Below are 15993 nucleotides of genomic sequence, written 5' to 3' on the forward strand. Positions count from 1 at the left end.
TACGGGGCTGTTTCTTTGCTGAAAACTGAATAATATTGAGCGAATCGTTCACGTTTGGAGAATGAAGTGGATCTGGTCCAGCTGGAAATATTCAAGGCGGTTGCCGAGCAGGGCAGCATCAGCGCCGCCGCGCAGTTGATCCACCGGGTGCCGTCGAACCTGACCACGCGGATCAAGCAATTGGAGCAGGATCTGGGCGTGGAATTGTTCATCCGCGAGAAGAACCGCATGCGCCTGTCGCCTGCCGGCTGGAACTTCCTCGACTATGCCCGGCGCATTCTCGACCTGGTGGCCGAGGCGCGCCTGACCGTGGCCGGCGAAGAGCCCCAGGGGCCCTTTGCCCTGGGCTCATTGGAAAGTACCGCAGCGGTGCGCATTCCGGCCTTGCTCGCGGCCTACAACCAGCAATACGCCAAGGTCGAACTGGACCTGTCCACGGGGCCCTCGGGGACCATGATCGAAGGCGTGCTGTCGGGCCGGCTGGTGGCGGCCTTTGTCGACGGCCCGGTGCGCCACCCGGCCCTGGAAGGGTTGCCGGTGTTCGAGGAAGAGATGGTCTTGATCGCGCCCCTGGGGCACGCGCCTATCAGTCGGGCGCGGGAGGTCAATGGTGAAAGCATCTACGCCTTCCGCGCCAACTGTTCCTATCGCCATCACTTTGAAAGCTGGTTCACCCAGGACGCTGCGGTGCCGGGCAAGATCCACGAAATGGAGTCCTACCACGGCATGCTGGCCTGCGTCAGCGCCGGGGCCGGCCTGGCGCTGATGCCCCGCAGCATGCTCGAAAGCATGCCCGGTTGCGCCACGGTGAGTGTCTGGCCCTTGTCACCGCGCTTTCGTTTCCTGCAGACCTGGCTGGTCTGGCGGCGCGGCACGGTGTCCCAGAGCCTAAGCATGTTTGTGAAGTTGCTGGAGGAGCGAGGGGCGGTACTGGCCGAGGCTTGAAGGCCGCGGGCCTGATCAGCGGGCTGATGGACTCAGGGTGGCGATGGATAGAACTCGCCGTCATCGCCCTGCACCCTGGCGTCCAGCGCCTGTGCAATGCGCTGCAGTTTGCGCATGGCCTGCTGCGTCGGGTTCTTGGTATAGAGCTCGCCCAGTTGCGGGTTGTACCAGAGGGGAAAGGACTCGCCGGGCAGGGCAACCATGAAGTCCTCGCTGCTGTTGGCAAGATCCCTGGCGACTTGGGGGTCGTGCCGCAGGTAGGCCAGCCATTGTTCGAAGCTGACTTTCGGCCCGGACTCATCTGCCCAGAAGGGCTTGCGGGTGATATGCATGTCGTATCCGGCAACGGCCCAGCCGCTGGCGAGCAAAAGCAGGATTGAAATGACTGTACGCATGTAGACCTGCTGCAAAGTGTGTGGCGCACCCGAACTGAAACCCGAGGGGCCAGAGCTTGGCCTCAGCGCTTGCTCAAGGCCAGGCGAGCCGCAAACAGCACGAAGATCATGCCGGTAGTGCGGTCCATCCACTGGATCACGTGCTCGCGTTGCAGCACGCCCGCCAGGGGCCGGGTAGCGCCGATCAGCATTAACGACCAGAGCAGGCCGATCACCACGTGGATGCTCACCAAGCCGAAAGTCCAGGCCACCATCGGCTGGCCTTGAGGGATGAATTGCGGAAGAAAGGACACATAGAAAACCCCTACCTTGGGATTGAGCACGTTGCCCAGCATGCCTTTGAGAAACCAGTTGGCCCCGGGCTTGCCGTCCGTACCCACGGAGGAAAATGAGCGCCGTGGGCGCCGCAGCATGTTCAGCCCGAGCCAGGCGAGGTAGGCCGCGCCGCAGTATTTCAGCAGGCTGAACGCGAGCTCCGATAGGGCAATCAAGGCGCCCAGGCCAAACGCTACGGTGGCGCCCCAGATCAGGCAGCCGGCATTGATGCCCAGGGCGGCGCGCAACGCCTGTTGCTTGCCTTCCACCGTGGCGGTGCGTAGCACCAGGGCGGTATCCAGGCCCGGGGTCAGGGTCAGCAGGGTGGCGGCGAAGGTGAAGGCCAGGAGGTTGTCAGTGAGCGACATGGCGTAGCACTTCAAGATGAGGGTGCGGGCACGTTAGCACAGGGCCCAGACGCTGCCGATGGTCCTGCGCTCAGACGTACATTCCTGTCAGTCTTAGCAGCGTATCCAGGGATATCGCGAAAACCTCCGCCAGGGCGTGCAGGGCGATCGGGACCAGCAGGCCGCCGCTGACTATTCTGGCCACGGCGAAAATGCAGCCACTGGCGAAGATCAGGGCGAATGTCGATGCGTTGCCGTACTGGCTATGGAGGCCGGAGAAGATGGCCGCGCTGGTGATGATAGCGACCCATTTCCAGACCTGGCTGTTCTCGTAGGGAAACAGGCGCAGCAGGTAGTGGCGGAAAAACAGTTCCTCGGCAATCGGCGGCACGACGATCAGCGAGGCAACCTTGATCAGCGTTTGCCAAGTCGTGAGGCCGGCCAGCAACTCGGTCATGAAGGCTTCTTCAGGCAAGCCCAGAGTGGCGACGGCCACTCCGCATAGCGCATAGGCTGCAAACATGCACAAGGCGCCAATCCGCAGGGGGGTGCGGACCCTGTGCCCACGCAGTGCGGCGCTGAACCCTGCGCGGTATTGCATCAGCAAGAGCGCGAGCAAGAGCAGCATGCTCAAGCCCTCCATGGAGATGAATACCAGGTAGGCCTGCATCTGGGCCGGGATCAGCAAGATCCCGGGAACCGCCGCCAGGAAGAACACCAGGGTGGCCAGAATGAACATTCCCAGCCGAGGCAAGAAGCGATAGGGGGAAGGCGTTGGGGCGGACAGTTGCAGAGGGATGGCAGACGGATGAATCACAGTCACTCCATGAATGTGCGGGAAAAGAGGCATTATGCCATCACTCAATTCTGAGCGTCACTTGACCGTGGATGTTTCTGGCAGAAGTGGCGAAGCGATTGCGCGGCCTTTGTCCACTCGATATTATTGCAAACAGTTATCAATTACCCTTTGTGTCCACCTTCCCCTGGCCATCGGGCACAGGAGAGGTCCGTGAGCATCGGAGAGTTTGTATTTCAGCGCCAGGTTGAAACGCTATACGTCGATCACAACAGTTGGTTGCGCAGCCTGTTGCGGCGCAAGCTCGGCAATGCCTTCGATGCCGCGGACCTGGCCCACGATGTGTATGTCCAGCTCATGAGAAAGGGCCAGTTGCCTCCCGTCGATGAGTCGCGACGGCACCTCGCGCAGATTGCCAACGGCCTGGTGATCGACCTGTATCGCCGGCGCCGGATCGAATCGGCCTATCTGGAAGCCCTGGCCCTGCTGCCCGAACCCCTGGTCGCCTGTGAGGAAACCCGGGCCCTGGCCATCGAGGCATTGATCGAGATCGATGCCGCGCTGCAGAGCCTCTCGGCCAAGGCGCGCAAGGCGTTGCTGCTGTGCAAGCTGGACGGTATGAGCTATCGCCAGATCGCCGTCGAACTGCAGGTGTCGGTGTCGTCGGTGGAGAAGTACATTGCCGCCGGCCTGTTGGCCTGCTATCAGGCCCTGCACGGATCGGAGTTCTGAGCTTTTCCCATGCCCATTGGCCAACCTACTGACCGCGCTGCGGAACCTGGCGAGATCGCCACTGAAGTCGTCGAGCAGGCAGTGCTGTGGATGGCCCGCTTGTGGGCCGACGATGCCAGTGCCGAAGACCAGGCCGCATGCCTGCATTGGCGTGGCGAACACCCGCATCACGAACTCGCCTGGAACCGCCTCAAGGCCTTCGAGGAAAAGTTCTCCAGCGTGCCCGCTGAAGTGGCCCGCCATACCTTGCGTGAGCCGGCCTCCGGCGCCTACTTGAACCGCCGAAGAACCTTGCAGCTATTGAGCCTGATGTTCAGCGCCGGTGGCCTGGCCTATGTCATGCGCGGCACCGACGCGTGGCAGATGACGATGGCCGCCCACAGTTCCGGCACCGGTGAGATTCGCCAGGTTACGCTGCCGGATGGCACCCAGGTGGTGCTGGCCTCGGCCTCGGCCATCGATGTGCAATTCGATGAGTTGCAACGGCTGGTGCTGCTGCGCGCCGGTGAAATCCTGGTCACTACCGCGCCCGATCCGGCCAGCTCGCCCCGGCCGTTCCGGGTGCAGGGCCGCGACGGCAAGGTCCGCGCGCTGGGCACGCGTTTCAGTCTGCGCCAGAGTGACGACAGCTCTCAGGTGGCGGTGTTCGAGGGCGCGGTGGAAGTCCAGCCCGACTACGCCGCCGGTGCCCTGCTGCGGGTGGATGCCGGTCACGGCGCGACGTTCTCGAAAGGCGCGGTGCAGGCCTCGGGGGCGGTCACCGAGAGCAGCGCGGCCTGGGTCCGGGGGGTATTGGTGGCAGACAGCATGCGCCTGGACCAACTGCTCGCCGAGCTGGGCCGCTATCGCAGCGGCGTGCTGCGTTGCGCCGACGAGGTGGCGATGCTGCAAGTCAGTGGCGTGTTCTCGCTGCTGGACACCGACCGCGCGCTGCACAACCTGACCCTGGCACTGCCCGTGGAAGTGATCAGGCGCACCCGCTACTGGGTCACGGTGCGCGCTGCGGTCTGAACGCTCATCGGTCATCCCCCTGGATGAAATCCCTCGATGCGGCTACCGGCAATCGACAGTGAACATTCGTCGCAATTTCGATTGAGGGTTTTGCCTTCTCGTTCGGAAGACAGGTAAGAGCGAACCCATTCTCGGTGTTCGCGGCGTCGGGCAGTGCGCGTCCGCGGGCTGATCGAGCCGGCGATGGCGGCCCATGGCAACGCCGATGCAGATTCCGTCAGGGAGACTCCATGAGTAACAGTGATGCGCCCGCGACCCCGCCTCAGGGGCGTGCTGCAGTCTCGCAGGTCTTGCAGCCGATACGCGGGCGCCTGATGGCGGCGGCGCTGCTGGCGGCCATCGGTAGCATGCTGACCCTGGTGCCCCTGGCCGGCATTGCGCATATCGCCGGCCTCGTCTTGGCCGACGGGACCTCCCTGAGCACGGCCCTGGCTCAAGTGCAGCGCGAGCTGTGGTGGACCGTCGGTCTCAGCGTGCTGAGCCTGTTCCTCGGCATGCTGCTGATGTCCGCGGCCGAAACCGTGGCGCACCTGGCCGACAATCATATGACCCGCCACCTGCGCCTGGCGATTACCCAGCGTTTGTCCCAGGTGCCGCTGGGCTGGTTCACCGAGCGGGCCTCGGGCGAGGTCAAGCAGGCACTGCAGGACGACATCGGCACCCTGCACAGCCTGACCGCGCATTTCTACACCACCGTGGGCCGCTGCGCCGGGGCGATCCTGGTGTCGGTGCTCTATCTGTTTGCACTGGACTGGCGCATGGCACTGGTGTCGCTGTTGCCGTTCCCGGGGTTTTTCCTGTTCTTCGCCAAGACGCTGAAAGCCAGCGCCCGCAACATGCAGGGGTTTGTCGCGCGGCTGACGCGGATCAACAACGCGGTGGTCGAGTTCATCCACGGCATTCCCGTGGTCAAGGCCTTTGGCGCCACCGGCAAGGCTCATACCAGCTACCGCGAGGCGGTGGATGAATTCGGCGAAGCCTTCATTGATTTCACCCGGCCGCTGGTGGGCAGCATGGCCAACGCCAACGCGATGATTGCCCCGGTCACGGTGCTGGGACTGGTGCTGGCGTTCGGCATATTGTTCGTCAGCCTCGGCTGGATGACCGCGGTCGAGGTGCTGCCCTTTGCCCTGGTCACGCCGGGGATTTGCGCGCCGCTGTTGCTGCTGAACTACATCACCCACGACCTGGACAACGCCGCCGGCGCTGCCCAGCGTGTGCAGGCGCTGCTGCAAACCCCGGTGCTGGCGCCGCTCGCCCCCGGCCAGCCGCTGTTGCCCAAGGATGCTGAAGTGCGGGTGGAACAGCTCGGTTATGCCTACGACCCGCAGCACCCGGTGCTGGCGGACATCAGCTTCACCCTCAAGCCCGGTACGGTGACCGCCATCGTCGGCGCTTCCGGCTCGGGCAAATCGACCCTGGCTCGGCTGCTGCTGCGTTTTTTCGATCCCACCGAGGGGCGCATCACCCTGGGGGGCGTCGACCTGCGCGCCATCGAGGCCGCGGAGCTGTACCGGCGCATCGGTTTTGTCCTGCAGGAAGTCCGGCTGATCCACGCCAGCATCGCCGAGAACATCGCCCTGGGCCGGCCCGATGCCAGCCAGGAGGAGATCGAGGCGGCTGCTCGTGCGGCGAACATTCATGAATGCATCCAGCGCCTGCCCCGTGGTTACCACTCGGTGGTGGGCGAGGACGCGCAACTTTCCGGTGGTGAGCAGCAGCGGGTGAGCATCGCCCGGGCAGTGTTGCTGGCGCCGCCACTGCTGGTGCTGGATGAAGCCACCGCAGCCGCCGACGCCGAGAACGAGGTGGCGATCCAGGAGGCGCTGTCGCGGTTTGCCCAGGGCCGCACGCTGCTGGTGATCGCGCACCGGCTCGACACGGTGATGCACGCCGATCGCATCATCGTGCTGGAACACGGGCGGATTCATGAGCAGGGCAGCCATGCCCAACTGCTCGCCCTCAATGGCCGCTATGCACGCCTGTGGGCGCAGGGCGGCTATGCACAGACCGGTAAACAGGCGCTACCGACATGCTGAAGACCTTTATCCAATTGTTGGGCGATGACGCGCCGATCTTCCGCCGGTATGTGGCCATGGCGCTGGTCTATGGGCTGCTCTGTGGGCTGACCATTACCACGCTGGTGCCGGTGCTCAGCCACCTGCTGGGCGGCGATCGCGGTGCGGCGCTGCAATGGCTGTCGGTATTCCTGTTGGCGGTGCTGGGCTGCTGGGCCTTGCGCCGGCGCCTGGACAAAGCCGGGGTCGCCGTCGGCGTGGCGCTGTTGCAAGGCGGGCGCCAGCGCCTCGGCGAGCATGTGGCGCGTTTGCCTATCGGTTGGTTCGACCCGCAGAACACTGCGCGGCTCAGCCACCTGTTGTCCCAGGGCATGATGGCCGTGGCGCAGTTGCCGGCCCATGTCTTCACCCCGGTGCTCTGTGGCATCACCACGCCGCTGGTGATGGTCGTGGCGTTGTTCATGCTGCAGTGGCAGATGGGCCTGATTGCCTTGCTGGCGCTGCCGCTCCTCGCTGCTGCGTTCTGGCTCAGCAGCCGGCTCGGGCGCAACACCGACCAGGCCTTCCAGCACAGCAGCGCCGCAGCCAGCCAACGGATGATCGAGTTCGCCCAGGCGCAGTCGGTGCTGCGGGCGTTCAACGGTGCCGGCAGTGCGCGCTTCCTGCAGCAGGCGATTGAACAGCAGCATGAGTCGGGTACGCGCCTGATTCACCTCTCCACCGCCGCGGTGGTGCTCAACCTGTGGCTGGTGCAGGCGGTCTTCGCGGCGCTGTTGATCGCCGCCGCGCTGTGGCTCGATGCACAACTGGGCAGCGGCCTGGATCAGGGTTCGCTAATCGCCCTGGTCGTTGCGCTGGTGCTGGTCAATCGCTTTATCGACCCGTTGCAGGACGTCGCCGGCTATGGCGAAACCCTGCGCGGTGTTGCGGTTCAGTTGCAGGCTGTGCGCGAGGTCCTGGCGGCAGCACCGCTGGCGCAAGCCAGCCCGGGGCAAGCGCCGCGGGATGCCTCGGTGGAACTGTTTGATGTCGGTTTTCGCTATGACCCGCAACGGCCGGCGGTGGTACAGGGCGTCAGCCTGCGCGTCGAGCCGGGCAGTATGACTGCGCTGGTCGGCGCGTCCGGCTCGGGCAAGACCACACTGATGCGCCTGATCGCGCGTTTCTTCGATGTCCAGGAGGGCAGCGTGCGGGTCGGTGGGGTGGACGTGCGGCAGATGTCCGAGGAGCAACTGGCCGGGCAGATCAGCCAGATATTCCAGGACAATTACCTGTTCCAGGGCAGCATCGGCGACAACATTCGCCTCGGCAGACCTGGGGCCAGTGATGATGAAGTGCTGGATGCCGTGCGCCAAGCCGGGGTCGAGGAGATCATCGCGCGCTTGCCGCAAGGGCTGGCGACGCCGGTGGGTGAGGGCGGGGCGCGCTTGTCCGGCGGCGAGCGCCAGCGCATCTCGATTGCCCGGGCGTTGATCAAGAACGCGCCGATCCTGCTGGTGGACGAGGCCACGGCCGCGCTGGATGCGCAAAACCAGGTCGCTATCGCCGCCACCCTGGCGCGCTTGCGCGGCCGCTGCACCTTGATCGTCATCGCTCACCAGTTGTCGACGGTGGAGATGGCCGATCAGGTGCTGGTGCTGGACCAGGGGCGGATCTGCGAGCAGGGCAGCCATCAGCAACTGGCTGCGCGCCAGGGCGTCTATGCGCATTACCTGGCCCAGCGCCGGGCCGCGAAGGGTTGGCGCATTGCCCAGCCATCGCGGACAGATAGCTGAGCAGGGAATGTGTCAATGCGTTTAGCCCTACCGTGCCTGTTCCTTGTGTTATGCGTGCTGTCCCTGCTGGTGGGGGCCAAGCAGGTGGCCTGGAGCGAGCTGCTGAGTTTTTCCGACGACGCCTGGCTGACCCTCACCGCGAGCCGTCTGCCGCGCCTGGCGGCACTGGTGCTGACCGGTGCCGGGCTGTCGCTGTGCGGGGTGATCCTGCAGCAGATCGTGCGCAACAAGTTTGTCGAGCCGGCCACGTGCGGCGGCCTTGATGCGGCCAAGCTCGGCATCCTCCTGGCGCTGACCCTGGTGCCCGGCGCCGGTGCCACCGGGCGCATGCTGTTCGCCCTGGGTTTCTGCCTGGCGGCCAGCCTGCTGTTCGTGGCGATCATCCGCCGCATCCGCTTCCAGAACAGCGTGCTGGTGCCGGTGGTGGGGCTGATGTACGGCAGCGTGCTGAGTGCCATCGGCGAGTTCTACGCCTATCGACACAACATCCTGCAGAGCATGCAGGGCTGGCTGCTGGGGGATTTTTCGAAGATCGTCCAGGGCAACTACGAAATCATCTACCTGATCCTGCCGATCGTGCTGCTGACCTATTTGTATGCCCAGCGTTTCACCGTGGTCGGCATGGGCGAGGAGATGGCCAGCGGCCTGGGCCTGAGCTACGCGGCGACGGCGGCGCTGGGCCTGATGCTGGTGGCGGTCACGGTGTCGGCCACGGTGATCACCGTGGGCGCGATTCCCTTTGTCGGCTTGGTGGTGCCTAATCTGCTGGCCCTGCAGTGCGGTGAAAACCTGCGCCGCACGCTGCCGCTGATCGTCCTCTGCGGCGCGTCGTTGCTGCTGGTGTGCGACATCATCGGCCGCTTGCTGATCTACCCCTTCGAAGTGCCGATCGGCCTGACTGCCGGCAGTGTCGGCGGGGTGCTGTTCCTGGTACTGATCATCTGGAAGCACCGATGAACCGTGCCTTGATCCATTCCGGCGTGTGGCTGCTGGTGATCGTTCTGGCACTGGCTTTTGTGTTGCTGGGCGCCGATTTCGACTTCGACTACGTGATCCCCAAGCGCCTGGCGCGCCTGGGCGCCATCTGCCTGGGCGGAGTCTGCGTGGCCTGGTCGTCCCTGGTGTTCCAGAGCATCACCGGCAACCGCATCCTGACCCCGGCGATCATGGGCTACGAGGCGGTCTACCTGCTGTTGCAGGCGCTGTTGATCCTGCTCCTGGGCAGTGGCAGCCTGGCCCTGCTGGGGCCGAACGGCAATGTGCTGATCTCGCTGCTGTGCATGTTCGGCTACTCCTGGGCCCTGCATCGTTGGCTGCTGCGCGATGCGCGGAGCAACCTGTACTTCCTGCTGCTGTTCGGGCTGGTGCTGAGCGTGGTGCTGGGCACCTTCACCCAGTTCATCCAACTGAGCATCAGCCCCGGTGAGTTCTCGGTGCTCCAGGGTTTCAGCTACACCTCGTTCAACCGCATCCAGCCCCAGCAGTTGCTCTATTCGGCCGTGCTGGTGGCGCTGGTCGGTCTGCTGGGCTTGAAGACTCTGGCGAGCCTCGATGTGCTTGCCCTGGGGCGTGATCAGGCACTGTCCCTGGGGGTCGATTACCGGCGCTATGTGCGTCTGTATCTGGCGTTGATCGCGGTGCTGGTGGCGGTGTCCACCAGCCTGCTGGGGCCCACCGCCTTCATGGGCATCTTCGTCGCCAACCTCACCTATGCCCTGGCCGGAACCAGCCGCCATCGGCTGACGCTGCCCATGGGCAGCGCGCTCGCCATCGCGATGTTCATCATTGCGCAGTTCCTGGTGGAGCAGGTGTTCAACTACAAGACCACGGTCGGGATCCTCGTCAACCTGGTGTGTGGCGGGTATTTCCTGGCCCTGATGATTCGCTCCCGAGGTCGCACATGATCAGCGTCAACAACCTGCACAAGGCGTATGGCCGCAAGACCGTGCTGGAGGACGTCAGCGTGCAGTTCCCCGCGCGCCGGATGACCTCGCTGATCGGCCCCAACGGTGCCGGCAAGAGCACTCTGCTGATGTTGATGGCGCGGCTGCTGGAGCCGACCCGCGGCGAGATCCTGATCGGCGGGCAACCGGTGGCGCAGTTGCCGGTCAGTGCCTACGCCAAGCAAGTTGCGACCCTGCGCCAGGCCCCGGATTTCAACCTGCGGCTCAAGGTTGAGGAGCTGGTGGCCTTTGGGCGCTTTCCCTACAGCCGTGGCCGGCTGACCCGCGAAGACCAGCGGCTGATCGATGAGGCCATCAGCTTCCTGTCCCTGGACCGTTTGCGCGGTGCCTACATCGATGAACTCAGCGGCGGCCAGCGGCAAATGGTCTTCCTGGCAATGACCATCGCCCAGCAGACCGATTGCCTACTGCTCGACGAGCCGCTCAACAACCTCGACATGAAGCACGCGGTGCAGATCATGCGCGCCTTGCGCCGGCTGTGTGACGAGCAGGGGCGCACGGTGATCCTGGTGGTGCATGACATCAATTTCGCCGCCAGCTATTCGGATCACATCGTGGCCATGAAGGACGGTGCGGTGCGTTTTAGCGGCGCGGTGGAGGAGGTGGTGACCCGGGCGCGGCTGGAGGAACTGTATGAACTGGATTTCGAAATGCTGCGCAGCGAGCGTGGCCTGTTGTGCAACTACTTCAACCCATCGGATCAGGAGCGTGAACATGCGCGGGGATAATCTCAACGGCCGCTGGGCCATGGCCTTGTTGCTGGCCATCGGCGCGGCCGTGCAAGGCTGCGACCAGCAGGCCGGCTCATCGGCGGCCGCCGGTGCGCCAACTGCTGCCACGCCGCCGGCCCAGGCCGGCTTCGAGCCGCGGAGCATCAAGCACGAACTGGGGACCACGCTGATCAGCCGGCGCCCCGAGCGGGTGGTGGCGTTCGACATGAGCGAGCTCGATACCCTGGACCAGTTGGGGGTGCCGGTGGTGGGCATCGCCAAGGACTATGTCGCGCCGTTCCTCAGCCGCTACAAGGACGACCCGAACGTTGAGGATGTCGGCGCCACGGTGCAGCCGAACCTGGAGCGGGTGCATCGGCTCAAGCCCGATCTGATACTGATTTCGCCGCTGCAGGCCCACAGTTATCCGCAGTTGTCGGAGATTGCGCCGACCCTGCATTTCGACGTCGACCTGAACAATAGCAACGGCAACTACATCGCCGCCGCCAAGGATCACCTGCTCACCCTGGGGCAGATCTTCGACAAGCAAGCCCTGGCACGGCAGAAGGCCGACGGCATCGACGCCAAGGTGCAAGAGGCCCGGCGGGTGACCGAAGGGCGCCCTGAAAAGGCGTTGATCGTGTTGCACAACAACGGTGCCTTCACCGCCTACGGGGTGAAGTCCCGCTACGGTTTCATCTTCGACACGCTGGGGGTGAAGTCCGCCAGCCAGGACATCGGCGCGGGCCTGCATGGCCAGCCGATCTCCAACGAGTTCATCCAGCAGGCCAACCCCGACATTCTCTATGTGGTGGACCGAACCGCAGTGATGGAACGGCGTCCGGCCCTCGATCGGCAGAGCCTGGACAACCCGCTGCTGCGCCAGACCACGGCCTGGAAGAACGGCCGGGTGGTCTTCGTCGATGCCCAGACCTGGTACCTCTGCACCGCCAGCGTGACCTGCCTGAACACAGTGATCGACGAGGTCATCAAAGGCTATCAGGGTTGATCCGCCTGCAGCCCCGTGGGCCTTGCAGAGACCGTGGGAACCGGTCACAGGGCCGTTGCCAGGGGAGGTCGCGTGGTTGCCAGCCCCGCCCATGGTCACTCCATGTAAAATGATTATTGTTTAGATTGAGGCTTTGGCTTTCTGGTTCGGAAGACAGAGTGAGCATCACTCATTCTTCCCCACTCAAAGGAGCCCAGCATGGTGCAACGCCGTTCCCGACATCCCGTCACGTTTCGTGTGTCGCAGGCTGTGCAAGACACTTGTGCGGTCTCCCCGCCGGGCACTCTTGCTGCCCTACCGATGGTCCTGTTGTTGGGGTTGAGCGCTGGTGCACTGGTCTCGGTCCCGTCGCCGGTGCTGGCGCAGAGTGCTGAACGGGCGGCGGATGCGCACCACAGCTTCAGCGTTGCGGCGGGTTCGCTGGGGCAGGTGCTCAATGCCTTTGCCACCCAGGCCGGGGTGGAACTGACGGTGAATGCCAGCTTGCTGCAGGGCAAGAGCAGCCGTGGCTTGTCCGGCACCTACAGCATCAGCCAGGGGTTCGCCGAGCTGTTGCAGGCGCACGGTTTGCAAGCCATGCGCCAGGCCAATGGCAGCTACACCCTGGCGCCGGCGGCCAACGCTGAAGACGGCGTGGCACTGCCAGAAACCCGGGTAGAAGGGCGCCAGGCCACGTCGACCAGCCTGGTGCCGGCCTATGCCGGTGGCCAGGTCGCCAGCGGCAGCCGGGTCGGGCTGTTGGGTAACAAGGACTTCATGGAGACACCGTTCAGCACCATCAGCTACACCGATGAATTCGTGCAGAACCGCCAGGCCCAGGACATTGGCTCGGTGATTGGCGCCACCGATCCCTCGGTGTACGTGCCGAGCAAGCGCAGCAACTACGAAACCTTCTACATTCGCGGTTTTTCCACCACCGCCAACGACATCACGTTCAACGGCTTGATCGGCATGGCGCCGAACATGCGCGGTTCCACCGAGCTGGCCGAGCGGGTGGAAGTGCTCAAGGGCCCGTCGGCACTGCTCGGTGGCATGCCGCCGGACGGCAGCGTTGCCGGCAGCATCAACATCGTGCCCAAGCGTGCGGGCGAGGCGCCTTTGGCGCGCCTGACCACGACCTATGAGTCCCGTGGCCTGGGCGGTGTGCATGCCGACCTTGGCGAGCGCTTCGGTGAGGACAAGCAGTGGGGGGTGCGCTTCAACGGCGTTTACCGCGATGGCGACACCGCGGTGGAGGACCAGCAGCACAAGATGCAGCTGTCGTCCCTCGGCCTGGACTGGCGGGGCGAGCGTGCGCGGCTGTCGGCCGATGTCTACAAACAGCGCGAGCGCATGGATGGCGTCAACTATTTCGGTATCAGCTCGATCGCCAGTGGGGTCAACCGCTTGCCCAACCCGAAGAAGGGCAATCATTCACTGGCACCAGACTGGGCCTACACCATCAATGACACGCAGACCGTGGTGCTGCGAGGCGAGTTCGACCTGAGCGATGCGATCACCGCCTATGCCGGTTGGGGACACCGCGAAGGTGGCTACAACGCCTTGATGACCCGCGACACGCTGCTCAATGACGCCGGTGACATTGATTCCACGGCCATTCGCTCGGTCAGGAAAGGGGCGCAGAAATCTGCCGAGGCCGGCCTCAAGGGCGTCTTCCAGACCGGCCAGGTGGAGCACGCCTGGTCGCTGGTCGCCACCCGTTTCACCTCGAACTGGCGCTTCAAGGATGCGGCTTTTTATGGTCACGCCCAGACCCACTATGAACACCTGGATTTCGGGCCCGCTCCGGACCTGAGTGGCTTCGGCGCCACCACCTCGAAAAGCCAGGCCGAACTCGGCAGCTACGCGCTGGCCGATACCTTGTCGTTTGCCCAGGGGCGGGTGCAGTGGACCGTCGGCGCCCGCCGCCAGAGCGTGCAGAGCCGCAACTATGGGGCCACGGGAGCGAGGACCTCGACGTACGATGAAAGCCGGGTGTCGCCGGCCAGCGCGCTGCTGATCAAGGTCACCGATGAAGTCTCGCTCTATGCCAACTACATTGAAGGCCTGAGCCAGGGCAACGAGGCCCCCGACACCGCGGCCAACGCCGGTGAAATCATGCAGCCGTACCAGACCAGGCAATACGAGGTTGGCACCAAGCTCGACCTGGGCAGCTTTGCCAGCACCCTGAGTCTGTTCCAGATCGAGAAGCCCAGTGCCTTTACCGATCCGGCGAGCAATGTCTTCGGGGTCTACGGTGAGCAGCGTAACCGTGGCGTGGAGTGGACCTTCTTCGGCGAATTGCAATCGAGCCTGCGGCTGATGGGCGGCGTGGCCTATACCCAGGCGGTACTGACCCAGTCGCTCAAGGGCGCCAATGCAGGCCGGCAGGTCACCGGCGTGCCCAAGGTGGTGGCCAAGCTGGGGGCCGAATATGACCTGGAGAGTATTTCCGGCCTGACCCTGACCGGCAACGTCAATCACACGGGCAAGCAATACGCCACCGACGACCATCGCCTGGCGCTGGCGTCCTACACCACCTTCGACCTGGGTAGCCGTTATGCCACCCAGGTGGCGACCAAACCGGTGACCTTGCGCGCCACGGTGCAGAACGTCGCCAACAAGGCCTACTGGTTCGGCTCCTGGATCGGCGGTGATGGCAGCGGATTGTCCGGTGGCCTGGGGGCGCCACGCACCTTGCTGCTGTCGGCAACAGTGGATTTCTGATCGGCAGCTTCGCAGCGTTGCCGCTTGATTGAAATCAGATCGGTTGCGGCCGCTCGGTGTTGTGTTTTCGTCGATGGGCTTTAGGTGATGCAGGGCCTGGGGGGAAACTTCCGCGCCTGGAAACGGCTGTGTATGATCGCTGCGGGCGGTTGCTGCCCGCCGCTCGTTCCTCGGGCAAGGTGCAAGCAATGTGCTTGCTTTCGGTCCCGTCGGCTTATTCGCGGGTCGAGGTCTGGCAAGGCATGCACCCCAAGGAGCAATGATGTTTTCACTCGCGCAAGCCCGGCAGAAGACCTTCCCATGCAACTGATCGCGGCGCCCTCGAACCTTGGGCTGAGCCCTTTGCGGCCCAATCACCAGCCCGGTACCTGGCGTGCGCCAGCGGCACTGATCGCGGCGGGCCTGCTCCAGGCCGTCAAGGCGCGGGCCTTTAAAGAGTTGCCGCGTCCGACCTATTCTGCCGAGGCGCAACCGGGAACCCGCTTGCGCAATGGCCATGCCATGCGCTCGTTCAATCTGGCATTGGCCGATCTGGTCGCCGAGGCGGGCCGGCAAGGCGACTTCGCGCTGGTCATTGGCGGCGACTGCTCGATTCTGCTCGGGGCGCTGGCCGGTGCCCGCCGCTCGGGGGCGCTTTCGCTGATTCATATCGACGGCCACAGCGATTTTCGCCATCCCGGCAATTATGATCCCGAGCAAAGCCTGGGCGCCGTGGCGGGCATGGACCTGGCGCTGGCGACGGGCCGTGGCGAGGCGCTGGCCACCGAGTGGCCGGGAATCAGCGGCCCGCTGGTTGCCGAGAACCAGGTGGTGCAACTGGGTGAGCGCGAGAACCGTGATGAAAATTTCCTCTGGCCCGATGTGAACCACACGGCAATCAACCGTATCGACGTTTTCCAAGCCCTCGGGATTGGCCCTGCGGCGGTGCTGCAACGGATCGCCGGCACACTCGATCAGGTACCCGGGCAAGGTTTCTGGTTACACCTGGATATCGATGTGCTCGACCAGGCGCTGATGCCTGCGGTGGATAGCCCCGGGTCGCCGGGCATCGCTCCCGACGACCTGGTGCAGATCATCAGCCCGTTGGTTGCGGATCAGCGCTGCCGTGGCATGACGGTCACGGTGTTCGATCCGGACCTCGATCCGGATGGCCGCTATGCCGCGACCATTGTCGGGATCCTGGCGCAGCTGCCATTTCCGAGGCGATTGAGCGAGTGACCTGCTCGGGAGCCCAAGTACAGGAGAGCGCGGTTTCTGCCGCCCAGCCGGC

General features: G+C 64.4%; 14 protein-coding genes. 11 read left to right on the forward strand and 3 right to left on the reverse strand.

Annotation, left to right across the window (positions count from 1 at the left end; translation table 11 throughout):
- Positions 1–66: 66 nt before the first annotated feature.
- Positions 67–945 (forward strand): putrescine utilization regulator PtrR, encoded by an 879-nt coding sequence (gene ptrR, locus GV819_RS18610; RefSeq protein WP_161757508.1) that lies wholly within the window; start codon positions 67–69, stop codon positions 943–945.
- A 32-nt stretch (positions 946–977) separates the two neighbouring features.
- On the opposite strand, the gene GV819_RS18615 is transcribed toward ptrR, so the two are convergent.
- The 3 genes from GV819_RS18615 to GV819_RS18625 form a co-directional block, all read right to left on the reverse strand.
- On the reverse strand, positions 978–1340 hold the full coding sequence (locus GV819_RS18615) for a hypothetical protein (protein WP_161757509.1): 363 nt from the start codon (positions 1338–1340) through the stop codon (positions 978–980).
- A 62-nt stretch (positions 1341–1402) separates the two neighbouring features.
- Positions 1403–2023, reverse strand: a complete 621-nt coding sequence (locus tag GV819_RS18620) for a LysE family translocator (protein ID WP_161757510.1) — start codon at positions 2021–2023, stop codon at positions 1403–1405.
- Between the two features lie 70 nt (positions 2024–2093).
- Complete coding sequence (locus GV819_RS18625; protein WP_368668910.1) at positions 2094–2819, reverse strand: lysostaphin resistance A-like protein; 726 nt, start codon at positions 2817–2819, stop codon at positions 2094–2096.
- A gap of 192 nt (positions 2820–3011) precedes the next feature.
- Here GV819_RS18625 and GV819_RS18630 point away from each other — a divergent pair, with 192 nt between their 5' ends.
- The 10 genes from GV819_RS18630 to GV819_RS18675 all read left to right on the forward strand — a co-directional run bounded on the left by GV819_RS18630 (position 3012) and on the right by GV819_RS18675 (position 15941).
- A complete protein-coding gene (locus tag GV819_RS18630; RefSeq protein ID WP_161757511.1) occupies positions 3012–3530 on the forward strand; it encodes a sigma-70 family RNA polymerase sigma factor in 519 nt (172 codons plus the stop codon).
- 9 nt (positions 3531–3539) lie between these two features.
- The gene (locus GV819_RS18635) at positions 3540–4541 is read left to right on the forward strand and encodes a FecR domain-containing protein (protein ID WP_161757512.1); all 1002 of its coding nucleotides are present in this window, start codon (positions 3540–3542) and stop codon (positions 4539–4541) included.
- A 230-nt stretch (positions 4542–4771) separates the two neighbouring features.
- Positions 4772–6580 carry an ABC transporter ATP-binding protein gene (locus GV819_RS18640; RefSeq protein ID WP_161757513.1) on the forward strand — a complete coding sequence of 603 codons (1809 nt, stop codon included), beginning with the start codon at positions 4772–4774 and terminating at the stop codon, positions 6578–6580.
- Positions 6574–8334, forward strand: coding sequence for an ABC transporter ATP-binding protein (locus tag GV819_RS18645; protein WP_161757514.1), 1761 nt, complete (start codon positions 6574–6576; stop codon positions 8332–8334). The genes GV819_RS18640 and GV819_RS18645 overlap by 7 nt, the downstream gene beginning before the upstream one ends.
- A gap of 15 nt (positions 8335–8349) precedes the next feature.
- Entirely contained in the window at positions 8350–9291 is a 942-nt protein-coding gene (locus GV819_RS18650; protein WP_161757515.1) for an ABC transporter permease, read from the forward strand.
- On the forward strand, positions 9288–10238 hold the full coding sequence (locus tag GV819_RS18655) for an iron chelate uptake ABC transporter family permease subunit (protein WP_161757516.1): 951 nt from the start codon (positions 9288–9290) through the stop codon (positions 10236–10238). Before GV819_RS18650 ends, GV819_RS18655 begins: the two co-directional genes overlap by 4 nt.
- Complete coding sequence (locus tag GV819_RS18660; RefSeq protein WP_161757517.1) at positions 10235–11026, forward strand: iron ABC transporter ATP-binding protein; 792 nt, start codon at positions 10235–10237, stop codon at positions 11024–11026. Before GV819_RS18655 ends, GV819_RS18660 begins: the two co-directional genes overlap by 4 nt.
- Positions 11013–12017: a siderophore ABC transporter substrate-binding protein gene (locus tag GV819_RS18665; protein ID WP_218579764.1), complete on the forward strand. Its 1005-nt coding sequence runs from the start codon at positions 11013–11015 to the stop codon at positions 12015–12017. Before GV819_RS18660 ends, GV819_RS18665 begins: the two co-directional genes overlap by 14 nt.
- 198 nt (positions 12018–12215) lie before the next feature.
- Positions 12216–14723 (forward strand): TonB-dependent receptor, encoded by a 2508-nt coding sequence (locus GV819_RS18670; RefSeq protein WP_256667534.1) that lies wholly within the window; start codon positions 12216–12218, stop codon positions 14721–14723.
- Between the two features lie 300 nt (positions 14724–15023).
- Positions 15024–15941: an arginase family protein gene (locus GV819_RS18675; protein WP_161757518.1), complete on the forward strand. Its 918-nt coding sequence runs from the start codon at positions 15024–15026 to the stop codon at positions 15939–15941.
- Positions 15942–15993: the final 52 nt, after the last annotated feature.

Origin of the sequence: Pseudomonas sp. Fl5BN2 (assembly GCF_009908205.1) — a bacterium.
Taxonomy (GTDB): Bacteria; Pseudomonadota; Gammaproteobacteria; order Pseudomonadales; family Pseudomonadaceae; genus Aquipseudomonas.

Excerpts from the sequence above, each read along its gene's own strand:
- GV819_RS18615 (WP_161757509.1), bottom strand. The coding sequence starts at position 1,340 with ATGCGTACAGTCATTTCAATCCTGCTTTTGCTCGCCAGCGGCTGGGCC.
- GV819_RS18620 (WP_161757510.1), bottom strand. The coding sequence starts at position 2,023 with ATGTCGCTCACTGACAACCTCCTGGCCTTCACCTTCGCCGCCACCCTG.
- GV819_RS18635 (WP_161757512.1), top strand. The coding sequence starts at position 3,540 with ATGCCCATTGGCCAACCTACTGACCGCGCTGCGGAACCTGGCGAGATC.
- GV819_RS18640 (WP_161757513.1), top strand. The coding sequence starts at position 4,772 with ATGAGTAACAGTGATGCGCCCGCGACCCCGCCTCAGGGGCGTGCTGCA.
- GV819_RS18645 (WP_161757514.1), top strand. The coding sequence starts at position 6,574 with ATGCTGAAGACCTTTATCCAATTGTTGGGCGATGACGCGCCGATCTTC.
- GV819_RS18650 (WP_161757515.1), top strand. The coding sequence starts at position 8,350 with ATGCGTTTAGCCCTACCGTGCCTGTTCCTTGTGTTATGCGTGCTGTCC.
- GV819_RS18655 (WP_161757516.1), top strand. The coding sequence starts at position 9,288 with ATGAACCGTGCCTTGATCCATTCCGGCGTGTGGCTGCTGGTGATCGTT.
- GV819_RS18660 (WP_161757517.1), top strand. The coding sequence starts at position 10,235 with ATGATCAGCGTCAACAACCTGCACAAGGCGTATGGCCGCAAGACCGTG.
- GV819_RS18665 (WP_218579764.1), top strand. The coding sequence starts at position 11,013 with ATGCGCGGGGATAATCTCAACGGCCGCTGGGCCATGGCCTTGTTGCTG.
- GV819_RS18670 (WP_256667534.1), top strand. The coding sequence starts at position 12,216 with ATGGTGCAACGCCGTTCCCGACATCCCGTCACGTTTCGTGTGTCGCAG.
- GV819_RS18675 (WP_161757518.1), top strand. The coding sequence starts at position 15,024 with ATGCAACTGATCGCGGCGCCCTCGAACCTTGGGCTGAGCCCTTTGCGG.